Genomic DNA, 16,611 nt, shown 5'->3' with positions numbered 1-16,611 from the left:
CGAATCCAGGTCACCGCGGTCCGCGGGTACCTAGGAGTTTTTCCGGCAAGCGCGCCCTCAAGTCGCCACGAATCCGGCCGATACCCCCTAACGAAGGGGGCCACTGCCCGATCCGATCCGCCGTGGGAACGACATGAACCAGCCAGCCAGCATCGCCTCCGTCGCCGAGGCCGCCCAGTACCTGACCGTGAACCTCGGCAACGAGGAATACGGCGTCGACATCCTCGCCGTGCGCGAGATCCGCGGCTGGACGCCGGTGACCCGCATCCCCCAGGCGCCGTCCTACGTGCTCGGCGTGCTCAACCTGCGTGGCGCCATCGTGCCGGTGCTCGACCTGCGCCTGCGCTTCGGCCTGGCCCGCGAGGAATACACCGCCACCACCGTCTGCGTGATCGTGATGGTGGCCGGCCGCCAGTTCGGCATCGTGGTCGATGCCGTTTCCGACGTGGTCGAGGTCGCGCCGGACGGCATCCGTCCGGTACCCGACATGGGCACCACCGTCGATACCGAATATCTGAAGGGACTGACCTCCGTCGGTGAGCGCATGGTGCTGCTCCTCGACGTGGATCGCCTGCTGCAACCGCAGGACGCGCAGATGCTGGAAGCCGCCCTGGCGTCCCAGGAAGCGAAAGCCGTCGCCTGAGCATGGGCATGCCGGCGGGGAGGGGCCCCGTTCGGCGTGTAAAGCCCGGATCGCCCTTGTCGCACCTTGACGATTGGAACCGTGATGAAGAAGTTCAGCTTTAAGATTCCCGCCCTGACCGTTCGCGGTCGCCTGTACGGCGTGCTCGGCCTGCTCACGCTGATGCTCTTCGGTGGCGCGGCGGTGGGCCTGGGTGCGATGCACTTCCAGAACGAAGGCATGCGCCAGATCTACGAGGAGGAGCTGGTGCCCTCCGAACTGCTCAGCCGCGTGAATACGCAGTCGCTGCTCTCCTTCATCGTGCTCGGCGAGGCCGCGGCCAAGGTGGGCAATCCCGACCAGGTGAAGCAGAAGATCGCCGAGTTCGAGAAGTACCAGGCCGACCTCGACGCCCGCAAGGCCGAGTTCCGCAAGGTGCCGATGTCCGCCGACATCAAGAAGGCCTACGACAAGTGGCAGGCCACGAACGACGACTACGTGCAGTCCAAGAACGACATGGTCGATGCCCTGAAGGAGGGTGACCAGGGCGCCTCCGACGTGCTCGAACTGCAGGTGCGTCCGTTGCTGATGGACCGCCAAGCGCAGTTGAGCAGCCTCATCGAGGGCAAGCGCAAGGAAGCCCAGGCCATCTTCGAGAAGGAATCCGCGCAGTACCGGACGATCCGCGCGCTGTCGATCACCTCACTGGTGATCGGCCTGGCCATCTGCCTCGTCATCGCCGTGCTGGTCATCCGTTCGATCCTGCGCACGCTGTCGCAGACGGTGGCGGTGGCCCACGAGATCGCCGCCGGCAAGCTCGGCCACGACATCCAGGTGACCCGCCAGGACGAGCTGGGCCAACTGCAGTCGGCCTTCCGCAGCATGGACGATCGCCTCGCCGCGATCGTCACCGAGGTGCGCCACGGTTCCACCTCGGTCAGCACCGCCGCGCAGCAGATCTCGCGCGGCAACGACGATCTTTCCCAGCGCACGCAGGAACAGGCCTCCAGCCTGGAGGAAACCGCCTCGTCGATGGAGGAAATGACCTCCACCGTGAAGCAGAACGCCGAGAACGCCAGCCACGCCAACCAGCTCGCCCGCGGTGCCCGCGAGCAGGCGGAGAAGGGCGGTGAGGTGGTGGCGCAGACCGTCGTCGCCATGCGCGAGATCAACGCTTCGTCGAAGAAGATTTCCGACATCGTCAGCCTCATCGACGAGATCGCCTTCCAGACCAACCTGCTCGCGCTCAACGCCGCCGTGGAAGCCGCGCGTGCCGGTGAGCAGGGCCGCGGCTTCGCCGTGGTGGCCACCGAGGTGCGCAACCTCGCGCAGCGTTCGGCGGGTGCGGCAAAGGAGATCAAGGGCCTCATCAACGACAGCGCCAGCAAGGTGAAGGCCGGCTCCGAACTGGTCGACCAGTCGGGCAAGGCGTTGGCCGAGATCGTCGACAGCGTGAAGAAGGTGACCGACATCGTCGCCGAGATCGCCGCCGCCAGCTCCGAGCAGTCGGCCGGCATCGACCAGGTGAACCACGCCGTGCTGCAGATGGACGAAATGACCCAGCAGAACGCCGCGCTGGTCGAGGAATCCGCCGCGGCCGCCCGCGCGATGCACGAGCAGGCCACCGAGCTGAGCCGCCAGGTGTCTTTCTTCCAGGTGAGCGGCCAGGCCACGGCCGCCCGCGCGCCGCGCAAGGATGCCACCCAGGTCGAGATGGAGACCCTGTTCGCTTCCGTGCGCGAAACGGCGCCCGCGCCGGCTCCGCGTGCCTCGCGTCCGGCCGAGTCGGCCGACGCGGCGGTGTGGAAGGAGTTCTGATCGATGAACGCGCTCGTCGACAACGGCGATGCCGCCGCGGCGGGCGCCCAAGGACCCAGCCTCGGCGACGCCGAGTTCGGTTTCCTGCGTGAGTTCGTGTTGCAGCAGTGCGGCATCTCGCTGGGCGAGCACAAGCGCCAGCTCGTGCAGGGCCGTCTGCTGCGACGCCTGCGCGCGCTGAACCTGTCCGGTTTCGCCGCCTATTGCGACCTGCTGCGTCGCGATCCGGCCTCCGAGCTGGGCGAACTGGCCAGTTGCATCAGCACCAACGTCACCTCGTTCTTCCGCGAGATGCACCACTACGACCTGCTCGTGGACGAACTGCTGCCGCGCTGGTTCGACGAAAAGCGTGGCGGCCGCCTGCGCATCTGGTCGGCGGGCTGTTCCACCGGCGAAGAACCGTATGCCCTGGCGATGGTGCTGGCCGAGGCGCTCGAGCGCACGGGCACGACCATCGACGCCAAGATCCTCGCCACCGACCTCTCGCCGCAGGCGCTGGAAACCGCGCGCAAGGGCGTGTACCCGGTGGACCGCCTGGGCGGCGTGAGCGAAGCACGCCGCAAGCGCTGGTTCCAGCGCGGCGAGGGGAGCTACGACGGCTATGCCCGCGTGCACCCGCGCCTGCGCGAGCTGGTGACCATCCAGCCGCTCAACCTGCTCCACGAATGGCCCATGCAGGGCAAGTTCGACGCCATCTTCTGTCGCAACGTCGTCATCTATTTCGACAAGCCGACGAAGCAGCGACTGTTCTCCCGTTACGCCGGCATGCTGGAAAGCCGCGGCTACCTGTTCCTGGGTCATTCGGAATCCATGTATGGACTGTCCGACGACTTCGACCTGATCGGCCGCACGGTCTACCGGAAACGTACATGAGCGACACCGCCGTCGCGCTGCCGCGCACCTTCGCCGGTTTCGATCCCAAGAGCGTGTTGCCGGGATTCGAGCACCTGCGCCGCTTCTGGGATCCCGCCCAGGAAGTGGTCACGGTGAAGATCCTGCCCGGCGAGTTCTACGTGAGCACGCAGGAAGAGATGATCTCCACCGTGCTCGGCTCGTGCGTGTCGGCCTGCGTGCGCGACACGAAGCGGCGCATCGGTGGCATGAACCACTTCATGCTGCCCGAGCCCGCCGGCGAGCGCGACAGCTGGAGTTCCACCGTCGGCCGCGCCGCGCGTTACGGCAACGACGCGATGGAACAGCTGATCAATGCGATCCTCAAGGCGGGCGGTCGGCGCGACGACCTCGAAGTGAAGATCTTCGGCGGCGGCCGCGTGCTGTCCACCATGACCGACATCGGCCAGCGCAACATCGCCTTCGTGCAGCGTTACATCGCCACCGAAAAGCTGAAGCTCTGCGCGGCCGACGTGGGCGACATCTACCCGCGCCACGTGCAGTTCTTCCCGGTGAGCGGACGGGTGCGCGTGCGCCAGTTGCGCGCCACGCACGACACCCATCTGGCCGATCGCGAGAAGCGATACCTCAAGCGATTGGCCGACGATCCGATAAAGGGAGAGGTGGAGCTGTTCTGACGCTCCATTTCGCGATTCATGATCCGGTCGGCCCGCCGACGAGGATGTCCAGCAACCCAGCGGCGAGAGCCCATGCAGAAAGTACGCGTCCTCATCGTCGACGATTCGGCCCTGGTCCGTAAGGTGCTGACCACCATGCTCGAGTCCGATCCGGGCATCGAAGTGGTGGGCGCCGCGCCGGACCCGCTGATCGCGCGCGAGAAGATCAAGGCGCTCAACCCCGACGTGCTCACGCTCGACGTCGAGATGCCGCGCATGGACGGCCTGACCTTCCTCGAGAACCTGATGCGCCTGCGGCCGATGCCGGTGGTGATGGTGTCCACGCTGACCGAGAAAGGCGCCGACGTGACCCTGCGCGCGCTGGAACTGGGCGCGGTGGATTTCTTCACCAAGCCCGCCGCCGACCTGGCCAACACCTTCATGGAGCATGCGCCGGAGATCTGCGCCAAGGTTCGTCTCGCCGCCGGCGCGAAGCCGCGCGAGCGTTCGACCGTCACCCGGCTCGACGTGGCGCCGCGCCTGTCCGCCGATGCCGTGCTGCCGCGCGCGCAGACGCCGGGTACGCGCGGCGGCACGCGCATCATCGCCATCGGCGCCTCCACCGGCGGCACCGAGGCGATCCGCGTGGTGCTCGAGGCGATGCCGCCCACGGCGCCGCCCATCGTGATCACCCAGCACATCCCCGCCGCCTTCAGCGGCCCCTTCGCGGCGCGCATGGACACCTGCTCGGCGATGAAGGTGTGCGAGGCCCGCGACGGCCAGCCCATACAGGCCGGCCACGTCTACATCGCCCCCGGCAGCCAGCACCTGTTGGTGATGTGGGACGGCGCCCGCCACGTCTGCCGCCTGCACGACGGCCCGCCGGTGAACCGGCACAAGCCCTCGGTGGACGTGCTGTTCCGTTCCATGGCCGCCAGCGTCGGCGCCGCCACCATCGGCTGCCTGCTCACCGGCATGGGCGACGACGGCGCGCGCGGCCTGGGCGAATTGAAGGAGAGCGGTGCGCCCACGCTCGTCCAGGACGAAGCCAGCTCGGTGGTGTGGGGCATGCCCGGCGCCGCCTGGAAGGCCGGTGCCGCCGCCGAGATGCTTCCGCTGGACGCGATCGCCGCCCGCCTGCTCGAACTGGCCCATACACCCGTTTCCGCCGCCGCCCGCGTCGGCACCTGAAGAACGAGACTTCCATCATGGTCATTCCCAAGAACGAACGCAGCATCGGCTTCGCCGCCAGCGTCGTGGCGCTGCTCCTGGTCCTGGTGTTCCACGCGGCCTGGGTCGCTCCCGTCGTGGTGGCGCTGCTGGCCGCCACGTGGATCGCCATCGCCCTGCGCCCGGCGCCGTTGCCCGAGGTGGAAGTGGTGCTCAACACCGCGTCCAGCGACGAGGCCTCGGTGCGCGAGGCGATGGAAGACGTGCGCAGCGCCATCGTCGACGAACTCGGCCACGCCAGCCGCGAGCTGAACCAGGCGCTCGACCTGCTGCGCGACGCCGTGGCCGAACTCGGTGGCGGCTTCAACGGCCTGTCGCAGAAGACCGGCAAGCAGCAGAAGCTGCTCAGCGAGATCATCGAGAGCGGCGGCAAGGGCATCTCGGTGCAGGACTTCGCCTCCCGCACGGCCGGGCTGCTAGAACATTTCGTGGGCCTCATCGTGCAGCTCTCCCGTGAGAGCCTGCGCATCGTCTACCGCATCGATGGCATGGCGAAGGAAATGGACGCCGTGTTCGCGCTGCTGAAGAACGTGAACACCATCGCCGAGGAAACCAACCTGCTGGCGCTCAACGCCGCCATCGAAGCGGCGCGCGCGGGCGAATCCGGCCGCGGCTTCGCGGTGGTAGCGGGTGAGATCCGCAACCTCGCCCAGCACAGCAACCAGTTCAACGAGAAGATCGGCACCCACGTGGAGCGCTCGCGCACCGCGATGGAACACCTGCGTGAACTGGTCGGCCACATGGCCTCGCAGGATATGAACGTGGCCTTGCAGGCCAAGGGCGATATCGACGACATGATGTCGAGCATCACCGAGTCGAACGCGCGCACCAGCGCCGCCGCGGACGAGGCCGCCACCATCAACCGCGGCCTGGGCAACGACGTTTCCACCACCATCCGCTCGCTGCAGTTCGAGGACATCCTCAGCCAGCTCCTGCACCAGACGCGCACGCGCCTGGTGGAACTGCAGGAAATCACCGCCGACTGCACGCGCGACATCGAAGAACTGGCCTGCGTGCCGGCCGACGCCAGCGAACTGAATGCCCGCGCCCAGCGCGTGCGCGCCCGCCTGGCCGAGCAGCGCGAACGCGCCCGCCTGCGCTCGCGCGGCCCTGCGTTGCAGCAGTCCATGGCCGCCGGCGACATCGACCTGTTCTGAGGGATTCCATCATGGCCATCAACGTCCACCACGATACCGAACAGGGCACGCTCACGCTCCACCTGGGCGATCGCTTCGACTTCTCCATCCATCGCGCCTTCCACGACGTGTGCCTGGGTGACGTGCCCGCCGCGCGCAGTTACGTGCTCGACCTGGAAGAGGTCAATACCATGGACAGCTCCGCGCTGGGCATGCTGATGCTCCTTCGCGAACACGCCGGCGGCGACCGCGCGGAGATCCGCCTGGTCAACGCCAGCGCGCAGTTGCGCAACACGCTGCGCATCGCCGGCTTCGATAAGCTTTTCACCGTGCATTGAAGTCACGGAAACGCCCCTCGCGGGGCGTTTTTTTATGCGGATCCGCCAGAAGGGGACCTCGACGCCTCCGCGCAGGCCGGTGCCGCAGCGGGCAATGGCCGAGGCCGTCAAATACACGTCGCTTCGATCAAAAACTAAGCTTTTCTCGATCTAAATCAAAGCTTTTTGACACTGTCACGACATGTTTTCATGTTTGGCCGATTTGGCCTAACGGAAGTCGTTTTGCCTGCCAATTTTGCGTAATCGATCTTTCCCCAGCGGACTTAGATGGGTCCAAGGCTGTGACGTGGGTCTCAGTCCGGGTGTCGCTCCTAGGCAGGGGCTCATACGGAACGCTGCTGCGTTCGGGGAGATCGAAATGGGCGAGAAGACTTTCGGCAGGACTCTTTCACGCACCGTGCTCGCGAGCTGCATGCTCGCGGCGATGGTGTCGATCACCGCCTGCAGCGGCCATGGTTCGACGCATTCGGGTGGCGGTGGCGGCACCACCGTGAACCCGGGCGGCGCCGGCGACAACGGTGGCGGTGCGGGCGATAACGGGGGCGGCACCGGCGGCGGCAACAATTCGGGCGGCGACAATACAGGCGGCTCGGGCGGCGGCAATAATGGGGGCGGCACCGGGGGGACCGGCGCTGGCGGTGGCGGTGGCGATACCGGTGGCGGCGGCACGGGCGGCGGTGGCAACGGTGGCGGTGGCGGCGGAAATGGAGGCGGCACCGGCGGCGGTGACAATGGCGGCGGCGGAAACGGAGGCGGCGGAGACAACGGTGGCGGCGGCAGCGGTGGCGGTACGCCCACGCCGGCCAGCAACGCCGTCGGCGCCGTGAGCACCGGCCTCGGCAACATCGTCTCCTCCGTCGGCGGTACCGTCTCCGGCGTGGGTACCCAGATTCCGGCCGTGACCGCGCTTGGCGGGACCGGCGGCCTGACGGCTTCCGCGGGCAACGTCGTCGACGATCTGGGCCAGGCCGTGACGGCGCTCGGCAACGGCCTGAGCAGCGGCCTCGGCCAGACCGGCAACATCGACAATCCCGTCGGCACCACGGCCGGCAGCCTCGGCAACGTGGTGAATTACACGGGCGCCGCGGTGCAGGACCTCGGCGACGGCGTGGCCACCGTCGGTGGCGGCACGCCCATCGCTCCCATCACGTCGGCGGCCGGTTCGTTGGTCGGCAAGATCGGCGATGGCGTCGATCACCTGGGCGACCAACTCGGTGGTGCGTTCGGTACGGGCGTAGGCGACTCGCTGACACAGACGGTGAGCGACGTACTGAACCCGATCGCCTCGTCCGTAGGAAACAGCACGTCGCCGATCGCATCCGGCAATCTCGTCGCGGCGACCGGAACGGCGGCGGGTGGCCTCACCGGTGGCGTCGCCCAGGGGGTTACCAACCTCGGCAAGGACGTGTCGGGAGCGCAGGTGCCAGGTCAGCTTGGTAGCCTGACGACGCTCGCGGGTCAGGCCGTGCAGGATACGGGCAGTACGCTCGCCGGCGTCAGCGGTGCGCTCAACAGCGGCCTGGGGAAAGCGGGGGGCACCAACGCCACCATCGCCAACACGGGCGCGGGCGTAAACGCCGCGCTCGACGGCGCGGCCGGCCTGGTCGGCAACCTCACGAACCCCTCTAGCCCGCTAGCGGCGCTCTCCCCGGTGACCAACCCGGTGGTGGGCCTGGTCGGCAAGGCGGGTGAGACCGTCGCGGCGGTGACTTCACCGACGAGTCCGGTCTCTGCTATCACCAATCCAGTCAATAACCTCGTCAACACGGTGGCGGACGCGACCGGTATCTCGGGCCAGTCGGGCGCGGGCGGCGGTCTCGTCGGCGGCCTGGTGAACGGCGTGACGGGCACGGTCGCGGCGGTCGGCGGTGCGGCCAGTGGTGGTACCGGCGGTGCGAGCCAGAACCCGGTGAGCGGTCTCGTCAGCGGGGTGGTGAGTGGCGTGACGAATACCGTGTCGACCGTGACCAACACGACCGGCGGTAGCGGCGGCAGCGCCCAGACCAACCCAGTCGAGGGCCTGCTCAACGGCCTCGGCAATGCGTTGGGCGGCAAGCGGCGCTGATGGAAAGCGAACGGGCGGTACGCAACGTACCGCCCGTTTTCCGTAAACGCGCATCGTCTTCGATATCGCCCGGCTAGGGTGAAGTCCGGCATCGCTCGCAGGGAGTTTCCATGAATCGATGGTTCGGGTGCCTACTCGGCATGACCGTCGTGTGCTCCGCGCCCGCCCAGGTGCGCGTCCCCGCCAACCCCTTGCAGACCCTTCCCCGCGCGGAAACGCCGAAGCAGGCGCCCTCGGTGCAGGTCAACGTGCAGGCGCCGACACAGGCGATGGAGGCCTTGCTCGCTACGCACGTCACGCCGTCGCGTTTCGACGTGACCGGCGTGAAGTCGATTCCTTTCTCCGCCGTGGCCGATCTCTTCGCGCCGATGCGCGGCAAGTCCGTCACCGTGCGCGACCTCATCGAGACGGCAAACAAGGTCACGGCGATGTACAAGGACAAGGGCTACGCGCTCTCGTTCGCTTTCGTGCCCGCGCAGACGTTCTCCAACGGCGTGGTGAAGATCACCGCGGTGGAGGGCTACGTCGCCGAGGTCAAGATCACCGGCGACGCCGGCAACATGGAAAATCGCATCCGCGCCATGGCGAACCACGTGATGGGCGAACGTCCCTTGCGGCAGGAGACGTTCGAACGTTACACGCAGTTGCTCGGCCAGTTGCCGGGCGTGCAGGTGGGGGCGAACGTGCCTCCGCCGACCACCACCGACGGCGCGACGAGCCTCGACCTGAGCGTCAAGCGGCAGCGCTACGACGTGAGCTATGGACTGGATTTCAACCATCCCGGGACGCAGGGCGTGTTCAACGTGCTCGAGAACGGCGCGACGCCCCTGGGCGAGCAGCTGAGCCTTTCCACGCTGTTTCCGAACGGCGGGGGCCAGCGCTTCTATGCCGCCGGCTGGCTTGAGCCGATCGGATCGCGGGGGTGGCAGGGCAGGGTGGACGCCAGCCGGTTCTGGGGCACCCCGGATACCGACAACAACCAGCTGCCTTCGTACATCGATCATCGCATCACGGCGGATCGCCTTGCGCTCTCGACCATCTATCCCCTCGTGCTCACCAACACGAAGCGCCTGAACCTGACGATGGGGATCTACGGCTCGAAGCAGGACGATCGTTATCGCAACGTCGACACGGGCGTCATGATCGCCTTGCAGTCCAGCGTGCGCGTGCTCAATGCCGAACTGGCCTGGTTGCGCGTGGCGCCGAAGCGCACCGTGCAGTTCAGCGTCGCCGCGGCGCACGGCTTCGATTCGTTGGGGGCCTATTCGCGTGCGCTCACCAACGTCGCCGGCGGCGTCGCGACGACGTTGCCCGACGTGTCGTTCACCCGGTACATGATGAGCGGATCGTGGTCGGAGCAGTGGGCGCACAAGTTCGGCACGGTGCTGCGCATGACCGGCCAGTACAGCGACGACACCCTGCCGTCCACCGAGCAGATCAACTTCGGCGGCCCGAGCTACGCCTACGCCTACGACCCGGGCGACGCGGCGGGCGACAGCGGTTGGGCCGCGTCGGTGGAGGTGAACCGGGCCTTCGTCCCGGGGCTGTCCTGGATCAAGTCGATCGTGCCTTACGTGGCCTATCAGAGCGCCCGCGTCTATCTGAACGGTGCGCGGCCGCTGATCGACAAGCTGGATTCGGCGGCCGTCGGCCTGCGTGTATCGGACTCGAAACACTATTCGATCGACTTCGCGCTGGCGAAGCCGACGGGGGATAAACCGCCCGAGAGCAATACGCGGGAAAAACGCTGGAACCTCACCTTCAGCTATAAGCTGATGTAGCCCCCGGGCCTTGTACCCCTTCGGAAAAACCACGATACCCAGCCACCGAACGTTCACATCCACGGTTGCACGATGCCCTCGACATCCCCCCGAGGCCGTGCCATGCCCCTGTCTCTCCATCCCGCGCCGATTCCCTATGACGACAGGCTGGAGGAGATCGGTCCGGACGAGGAGAAGACGGTCGAGGAGTTGATCCACACCCTCACCGAGATCAACCAGACCACGCTCAGGCACGAGGGGCATGCGAACCGCTCCGTGCACGCGAAAAGCCACGCGCTGCTCACCGGCGAGATGATCGTGCCGGACGACCTGCCCCGCGAACTGGCCCAGGGCATCTTCGCCCGGCCTGGTCGCTACCCCCTGGTGATGCGCCTGTCGACCGTGCCGGGCGATATCCTCGACGACAACGTCTCCACGCCGCGCGGCATGGCGGTGAAGATCCTGAACGTCGACGGCGAGCGGCTGCCCGATAGCCGGGACGCCGCGACGCAGGACTTCGTCATGGTGAACTCCCCCGCGTTCAACGCCTCGACGGCGAAGAAATTCGCCGCCAGGCTGAAACCGATCGCAGCCACCACGGATCGGGCCGAGGGCGCGAAGAAGGCCCTGTCGGCCATCCTGCGGGGCGCCGAACGCGTGATCGAGGCCTTCGGCGGCAAGAGCGCCACGCTGCTGACCCTCGGCGGCCAACCGGAAACCCATCCGTTGGGAGACACCTATTACAGCCAGGCGCCGCTGCGCTTCGGCGATTACGTGGTGAAAGTGTCCGTGGCGCCGCATTCGCCCAACCTCACGGCGTTGACCGACGCGGCAGTCGACCTGAGCGGACGTCCGAACGGCCTGCGCGAAGCCATGATCGAGCATTTCGCGACGCAGGGCGGCGAGTGGGACCTGCGTGTCCAGTTCTACACCGACCCGCAGAGCATGCCCATCGAAGACGCGTCGGTGGCGTGGCCGGAGGAGACGAGCCCCTATATCGACGTGGCGCGTATCGTGGTTCCGCCGCAGTCGGCATGGAACCAGGAGCGCCACGCGGCCATCGACGACCGGCTGGCATTCAGTCCATGGCATGGCGTGACGGCCCACCGGCCGCTGGGCTCGGTGATGCGCGCCCGCCGCTGGGCCTATCTGGACATGGCCAAGTTCCGGGCGCACCACAACGGGGTGGCGATTCGCGAACCGACGTCGCTCGATGAATTGAAACTCGACACCCCGTAGGACCCTGTCCGCGAACGGGGGCTACCACCCCATGTAATGCCCGCCATTGATGGCGAGGTTGGAGCCGGTGATCCAGCCGGAGTCCTCGGAGGTGAGGAAAGCCACCGCGTGCGCGATTTCCTCGGGGCGTCCCAGGCGTCCGACGGGAATCTGGGAAACGATCTTCGCGCGGATATCCTCCGGCACGGCCATCACCAGGTCGGTGGCCACATAACCCGGCGACACCGTGTTCACCGTGATGCCGAACCGCGCGTTCTCTTGGGCCAGCGAGATGGTGAAGCCGTGCACGCCGGCCTTCGCCGCCGCGTAGTTGGCCTGCCCGTACTGGCCTTTCTGGCCGTTGATCGAGCTGATCTGCACGATGCGGCCCCACTGCCGCGAGCGCATGCCCTCGATGACCGGCCGGGTCACGTTGAAGCAGGCGTTGAGGTTGGTGTTCACCACCTCGGTCCACTGCTGGTAATCCATCTTGTGGAACGTGGTGTCGCGCGTGATGCCGGCATTGTTGACGAGGATCTCCACCGGGCCGACGCGCTCTTCCACGGCACGGATCATGGCGGCCGCCGACACGGGGTCGGCGACGTCGCCCGGCACCATGGTCACGTCGATGCCGTCGCGGATCATGTCCTCGCGCCACGCCGCCGCCCTCGCCTCGTCGCGGTAATTGGTGGCCACGCGGTGGCCCTGCTGGGCGAGGTATCGCACGATCGCCGTACCGATGCCGCCGGTACCGCCGGTGACCAGTGCGGTGCGTTGCGTAATGCCGTGCTTCATCCCAACCCTTTATGCCTTCGTGTGGAGCCCGCCTCGCGGGCAATCGATTCTTATAACGCCGTCGCCTGCCCAAGACTACTGCGGCGAAGCGACGCAGGATCGAACGTATCGATCGCGGCGGCCAGCAGGCTTTCCGGCGTGGTCGGCCCTTCCGGCACGTCCACGCCGAGCCGGTCCAGCGCCCGGCGAAGGGCAGGCAGGGGATCGGCGGGGTCCACCGGCAGGGCCGACGCGGACTTGGACAGCTTGCGACCGTCGGCATCCAGCACCAGCGGCAGATGCAGGTAACCGGGCGTCGGCAGGCCGAGAAGATGCTGGAGGTGAATCTGCCGGGCCGTGGAGTCGAGCAGGTCGGCACCGCGTACCACGTGGGTGATGTCCTGTGCGGCGTCGTCCACCACACAGGCTAGCTGGTAGGCCCACAAGCCTTCCACGCGACGAATCACGAAATCGCCAGCCGACTCGCGGAGGTTTTCCGCCTGCGGGCCCTGCAGGTCGTCGGCCCAGCGGATGGTCTCGTCCGGCGTGCGCAGGCGCCAGGCGGGAGGTCGCGAAGGGTCGGGCGGGGCGACGCACCGGCCGTCGCGATGCATGCCGCCGTGCGCGGCCAGTTCGGCGCGGCTGCACCAGCAGGGAAACACGAGGTCGCGCTCGCGAAGCCGGTCGAAGGCGGCCTGGTACGCCGCGTGGCGGTGCGACTGGTAGACCACCGGCTCGTCGGCCCGCATGCCGAATGCCTCCAGCGTCCGGAGAATGGAGGGGGCGGAGCCCGGAACCTCGCGCGGCGGATCGATGTCCTCCACGCGTAGCAGCCAGCGTCCTCCGGCGTGTCGCGCCACCAGCCAGCTCCCGACGGCCGCCACCAGCGAGCCGAAATGCAGCGCGCCGGTCGGCGAGGGGGCGAAGCGGCCACGGTAGACGGTCGACGAAACCAAGGATGAGACGTTTCTCAAGACGTAGATCGCGCAAGGCGGACAGTGTAGGGCAAGCCGCTCACGCGCGAAGGGCGCCGCACGGGCCTTCGCGCGGTGGAAGGCGAGCCGGCCATTGAATCGTTCAGCCTTCGCCCCGAAAACTTCCCCCGGGCGGCGCCCTATAGCCAGCCGCCGTGAGAGAAAACATCATGTTCAAACGCATTGCTTTGTTCGTCGCCACCAACCTCGCGGTCATCTTCCTGCTTTCGGCCGTCTGCCACCTGCTCGGCATCGACCAGTGGGCGGCACAGCGCGGCATGGGCCTGGGTGGGCTGATCGTCTTCGCCGCCGTCTTCGGCATGGGCGGTGCCTTCATTTCGCTGGCGATCTCCAAGTGGACGGCCAAGATGTCCACCGGCGCCCGGGTGATCGAGCAGCCGGCCAACGAGACCGAACGCTGGCTCCTCGAGACGGTGCGCCGCCACGCGGACAAGGCCGGCATCGGCATGCCCGAGGTGGCCGTGTACGACGCGCCGGAGATGAACGCGTTCGCCACCGGCATGACCCGCAACAACGCCCTCGTGGCGGTGAGCACGGGGCTGCTCCAGCAGATGGACCGCGAGCAGGTGTCGGCCGTGCTCGGCCATGAGATCGGCCATGTCGCGAACGGCGACATGGTCACGCTCACCCTGATCCAGGGCGTGCTCAACACGCTGGTGATCGTGCTGGCCCGCGTCGTGGGTCGGGTGGTCGACAGCTGGCTCAGTGGCGGTCGCGACCGCGAGGGCGAAGGCGGCATCGGCTATTTCGTCACCGTGATGATCCTGCAGATCGTCTTCGGCCTGTTCGCCTCGATGATCGTCATGTGGTTCTCCCGCTGGCGCGAGTTCCGCGCCGATGCCGCGGGCGCCAGCCTGGCCGGCCGCGGCTCGATGATCTCGGCCCTGCAGCGCCTGTCGGGCAACCATGGCGACACCACCCTGCCGCAGACCATCCAGGCCTTCGGTATCTCCGGTCACCTCGCTTCGGGCTTCAAGCGCCTGTTCATGAGCCACCCGCCCATCGAGGAGCGCATCGCGGCGTTGCAGAACGCCCGCTGATCGAAAAGGCCGCCTCCGGGCGGCCTTTTTATTCGGGGTACCGCGACCTCGGGCGCATGGCCGTACCCGAAAACACCTTTTTTGCACCCCCACGCACCCCCATAATTACGGTTCTGTCCCAACCTGAAGGAACGGCACCGTGAGCCAGGAAACCCGTAAGTTCGAAGCCGAGGTCGCCCAGGTCCTGCACCTGGTGACCCATTCCCTCTACTCGCACAAGGAAATCTTCCTGCGCGAGCTGATCTCCAATGCCTCCGACGCCTGCGACAAGCTGCGGTTCGAAGCGCTGGCCGATGCCAGCCTCACCGCGGACGACGCCGACCTGCGCATCCAGATCTCCTGGGATCCCGAGGCGCGCACCATCAGCGTCCGCGACAACGGCATCGGCATGAGCCGGGATGAAGTGGTGGCCAACATCGGCACCATCGCCAGCTCGGGCACCCGCCGCTACCTCGAGGCCCTTTCCGGCGAACAGAAGGCCGACGCGCGCCTGATCGGCCAGTTCGGCGTGGGCTTCTACTCCGCCTTCGTGGTCGCCGACAGGGTCACCGTCATCACCCGCCGCGCGGGCCAGCCCACCGAGGCGGGCGTGCGCTGGGAAAGCGACGGCAAGGGCGAGTACTCGCTGGAAGACGCCAACGTCACCGAACGCGGCACCACCGTGGTGCTCCATCTGAAGGACGGCGAGGACGAATTCCTCAAGCGCTGGCAGTTGCGTTCACTGGTCACCAAGTATTCCGACCACGTGGCCTTCCCGATCCGCATGCCGCAGGAGAAGGACGGCAAGCCCGATCCGACCGACTGGGAAACCATCAACTCCGCCTCGGCGTTGTGGACGCGCGCCAGGACCGAGATCACCGACGACGAGTACAAGAGCTTCTACAAGGCGCTCGGACACGATTTCAACGATCCGCTGGCCTGGACGCATAACCGCGTGGAAGGCAGCCAGAGCTTCACCACGCTGCTCTACGTGCCCGAGCAGCCGCCGTTCGACCTGATGATGGGCGGTCGCGACGAGCGCAAGGGATTGAAGCTCTACATCAAGCGTGTCTTCATCATGGACGCGGCTGAAGAGCTGCTGCCGAACTACCTGCGCTTCGTGCGTGGCGTGGTCGATGCGGACGACCTGCCGCTCAACGTGAGCCGCGAAATCCTCCAGCACAATCGCCAGCTGGAGAAGATCAAGGCCGCCTGCGTCAAGCGCGTGCTCGACCTGCTCGACAAGCTCTCGCGCGACGAGCCGGAGAAGTTCGCCACGTTCCTCAACAGCTTCGGCAATACGCTGAAGGAAGGCATCGTCGAGGACGCGTCCAACCGCGAACGCATCGCGAAGCTGCTGCGCTTCGCTTCGACCAAGGGCGAAGGCGCGGCGAAGACGGTGTCGTTCGACGACTACGTCGGCCGCATGGTGGTGGGCCAGGACGCCATCTGGTACGTCACCGCCGACAGCTTCGCCGCCGCCGCGGGCAGTCCGCAGCTCGAGGCGTTGAAGGCCAAGGGCATCGAAGTGCTGCTCATGTTCGACCGGGTCGACGAGTGGATGCTGGGCTATCTCAACGAGTACGACGGCAAGCGCCTGCGCAACGTCGCCAAGGGCGATTTCCCGCTGGACGAGGCGGACAAGGCGAAACAGGAAGCGGCCAGCGTCGAGGCCGCGCCCTTGCTGGAACGGGCGAAGAACCTCCTCGGCGAGCGCGTGAGCGACGTTCGCGTGTCGGCTCGTCTTACCGATTCGCCGTCGTGCCTGGCGCTGTCGGATTTCGAGATGGCACCCCACCTGGCTCGTCTGCTGCGCGAAGCCGGGCAGGACGTGCCGGACTCGAAGCCGGTACTGGAAATCAATCCGTCGCATCCGCTGGTGAAGCGGCTTGCCGATGAGTCCGACGATGCGAAGGCCGCCGACCTGGCCGGTCTGCTGCTCGAGCAGGCCGAAATCACGGCCGGTGCGCAGCTGTCCGATCCGGCGGCGTTCGTGCAGCGGATGAATCGCGTGCTGCTGGGCTGATTGCCCGCCTCGCGGGTATCGCGGACAGGGTCCGCTCCCACCCTTCGGTAGCAAGCCAGCTACCAGAGGGTGGGAGCGGACCCTGTCCGCGATAAGGGATGC

Annotated in this window: 14 protein-coding genes; 12 read left to right on the top strand and 2 right to left on the bottom strand. The window is 67.1% G+C overall.

Annotation, left to right across the window (positions count from 1 at the left end):
* The first annotated feature begins 133 nt into the window (after nucleotides 1-133).
* From L2Y94_RS15435 to L2Y94_RS15390, 10 genes are all read left to right on the top strand, one after another.
* The gene (locus tag L2Y94_RS15435) at nucleotides 134-643 is read left to right on the top strand and encodes a chemotaxis protein CheW (protein WP_247368368.1); all 510 of its coding nucleotides are present in this window, start codon (nucleotides 134-136) and stop codon (nucleotides 641-643) included.
* Between the two features lie 84 nt (nucleotides 644-727).
* Nucleotides 728-2,440: a methyl-accepting chemotaxis protein gene (locus L2Y94_RS15430; RefSeq protein WP_247368365.1), complete on the top strand. Its 1,713-nt coding sequence runs from the start codon at nucleotides 728-730 to the stop codon at nucleotides 2,438-2,440.
* A gap of 3 nt (nucleotides 2,441-2,443) precedes the next feature.
* Nucleotides 2,444-3,313: a CheR family methyltransferase gene (locus L2Y94_RS15425; RefSeq protein ID WP_247368363.1), complete on the top strand. Its 870-nt coding sequence runs from the start codon at nucleotides 2,444-2,446 to the stop codon at nucleotides 3,311-3,313.
* A complete protein-coding gene (cheD, locus tag L2Y94_RS15420; RefSeq protein ID WP_247368360.1) occupies nucleotides 3,310-3,969 on the top strand; it encodes a chemoreceptor glutamine deamidase CheD in 660 nt (219 codons plus the stop codon). The genes L2Y94_RS15425 and cheD overlap by 4 nt, the downstream gene beginning before the upstream one ends.
* A gap of 72 nt (nucleotides 3,970-4,041) precedes the next feature.
* Nucleotides 4,042-5,139, top strand: coding sequence for a protein-glutamate methylesterase/protein-glutamine glutaminase (locus tag L2Y94_RS15415; protein ID WP_247368357.1), 1,098 nt, complete (start codon nucleotides 4,042-4,044; stop codon nucleotides 5,137-5,139).
* 17 nt (nucleotides 5,140-5,156) lie between these two features.
* Nucleotides 5,157-6,335 carry a methyl-accepting chemotaxis protein gene (locus L2Y94_RS15410; RefSeq protein WP_247368354.1) on the top strand — a complete coding sequence of 393 codons (1,179 nt, stop codon included), beginning with the start codon at nucleotides 5,157-5,159 and terminating at the stop codon, nucleotides 6,333-6,335.
* Nucleotides 6,336-6,346: 11 nt separating this feature from the next.
* On the top strand, nucleotides 6,347-6,652 hold the full coding sequence (locus tag L2Y94_RS15405) for an STAS domain-containing protein (RefSeq protein WP_247368352.1): 306 nt from the start codon (nucleotides 6,347-6,349) through the stop codon (nucleotides 6,650-6,652).
* Nucleotides 6,653-7,010: 358 nt separating this feature from the next.
* Nucleotides 7,011-8,717 carry a collagen-like triple helix repeat-containing protein gene (locus L2Y94_RS15400; RefSeq protein ID WP_247368349.1) on the top strand — a complete coding sequence of 569 codons (1,707 nt, stop codon included), beginning with the start codon at nucleotides 7,011-7,013 and terminating at the stop codon, nucleotides 8,715-8,717.
* A gap of 110 nt (nucleotides 8,718-8,827) precedes the next feature.
* Nucleotides 8,828-10,498 carry a ShlB/FhaC/HecB family hemolysin secretion/activation protein gene (locus tag L2Y94_RS15395; RefSeq protein WP_247368346.1) on the top strand — a complete coding sequence of 557 codons (1,671 nt, stop codon included), beginning with the start codon at nucleotides 8,828-8,830 and terminating at the stop codon, nucleotides 10,496-10,498.
* A 102-nt stretch (nucleotides 10,499-10,600) separates the two neighbouring features.
* Entirely contained in the window at nucleotides 10,601-11,716 is a 1,116-nt protein-coding gene (locus L2Y94_RS15390; RefSeq protein ID WP_247368345.1) for a catalase family protein, read from the top strand.
* Nucleotides 11,717-11,737: 21 nt separating this feature from the next.
* Here L2Y94_RS15390 and phbB read toward each other — a convergent pair whose 3' ends face one another.
* Nucleotides 11,738-12,478, bottom strand: a complete 741-nt coding sequence (gene phbB, locus L2Y94_RS15385; RefSeq protein ID WP_247375273.1) for an acetoacetyl-CoA reductase — start codon at nucleotides 12,476-12,478, stop codon at nucleotides 11,738-11,740.
* 62 nt (nucleotides 12,479-12,540) lie between these two features.
* Nucleotides 12,541-13,425, bottom strand: a complete 885-nt coding sequence (gene gluQRS / locus L2Y94_RS15380) for a tRNA glutamyl-Q(34) synthetase GluQRS (protein WP_247368342.1) — start codon at nucleotides 13,423-13,425, stop codon at nucleotides 12,541-12,543.
* A 188-nt stretch (nucleotides 13,426-13,613) separates the two neighbouring features.
* Here gluQRS and htpX point away from each other — a divergent pair, with 188 nt between their 5' ends.
* Entirely contained in the window at nucleotides 13,614-14,504 is an 891-nt protein-coding gene (htpX, locus tag L2Y94_RS15375; protein ID WP_247368340.1) for a protease HtpX, read from the top strand.
* Between the two features lie 139 nt (nucleotides 14,505-14,643).
* A complete protein-coding gene (gene htpG / locus L2Y94_RS15370) occupies nucleotides 14,644-16,509 on the top strand; it encodes a molecular chaperone HtpG (protein WP_247368338.1) in 1,866 nt (621 codons plus the stop codon).
* Nucleotides 16,510-16,611: the final 102 nt, after the last annotated feature.

The organism is Luteibacter aegosomatis (assembly GCF_023078455.1).
Lineage (GTDB): Bacteria > Pseudomonadota > Gammaproteobacteria > Xanthomonadales > Rhodanobacteraceae > Luteibacter > Luteibacter aegosomatis.
Note: the sequence above shows the minus strand (reverse complement) of the source record. Positions and strands in the feature narration are given on the sequence as shown.

Excerpts from the sequence above, each read along its gene's own strand:
- L2Y94_RS15435 (WP_247368368.1), top strand. The coding sequence starts at position 134 with ATGAACCAGCCAGCCAGCATCGCCTCCGTCGCCGAGGCCGCCCAGTAC.
- L2Y94_RS15430 (WP_247368365.1), top strand. The coding sequence starts at position 728 with ATGAAGAAGTTCAGCTTTAAGATTCCCGCCCTGACCGTTCGCGGTCGC.
- L2Y94_RS15405 (WP_247368352.1), top strand. The coding sequence starts at position 6,347 with ATGGCCATCAACGTCCACCACGATACCGAACAGGGCACGCTCACGCTC.
- L2Y94_RS15390 (WP_247368345.1), top strand. The coding sequence starts at position 10,601 with ATGCCCCTGTCTCTCCATCCCGCGCCGATTCCCTATGACGACAGGCTG.
- L2Y94_RS15410 (WP_247368354.1), top strand. The coding sequence starts at position 5,157 with ATGGTCATTCCCAAGAACGAACGCAGCATCGGCTTCGCCGCCAGCGTC.
- L2Y94_RS15400 (WP_247368349.1), top strand. The coding sequence starts at position 7,011 with ATGGGCGAGAAGACTTTCGGCAGGACTCTTTCACGCACCGTGCTCGCG.
- htpX (WP_247368340.1), top strand. The coding sequence starts at position 13,614 with ATGTTCAAACGCATTGCTTTGTTCGTCGCCACCAACCTCGCGGTCATC.
- L2Y94_RS15415 (WP_247368357.1), top strand. The coding sequence starts at position 4,042 with ATGCAGAAAGTACGCGTCCTCATCGTCGACGATTCGGCCCTGGTCCGT.
- L2Y94_RS15425 (WP_247368363.1), top strand. The coding sequence starts at position 2,444 with ATGAACGCGCTCGTCGACAACGGCGATGCCGCCGCGGCGGGCGCCCAA.
- cheD (WP_247368360.1), top strand. The coding sequence starts at position 3,310 with ATGAGCGACACCGCCGTCGCGCTGCCGCGCACCTTCGCCGGTTTCGAT.
- L2Y94_RS15395 (WP_247368346.1), top strand. The coding sequence starts at position 8,828 with ATGAATCGATGGTTCGGGTGCCTACTCGGCATGACCGTCGTGTGCTCC.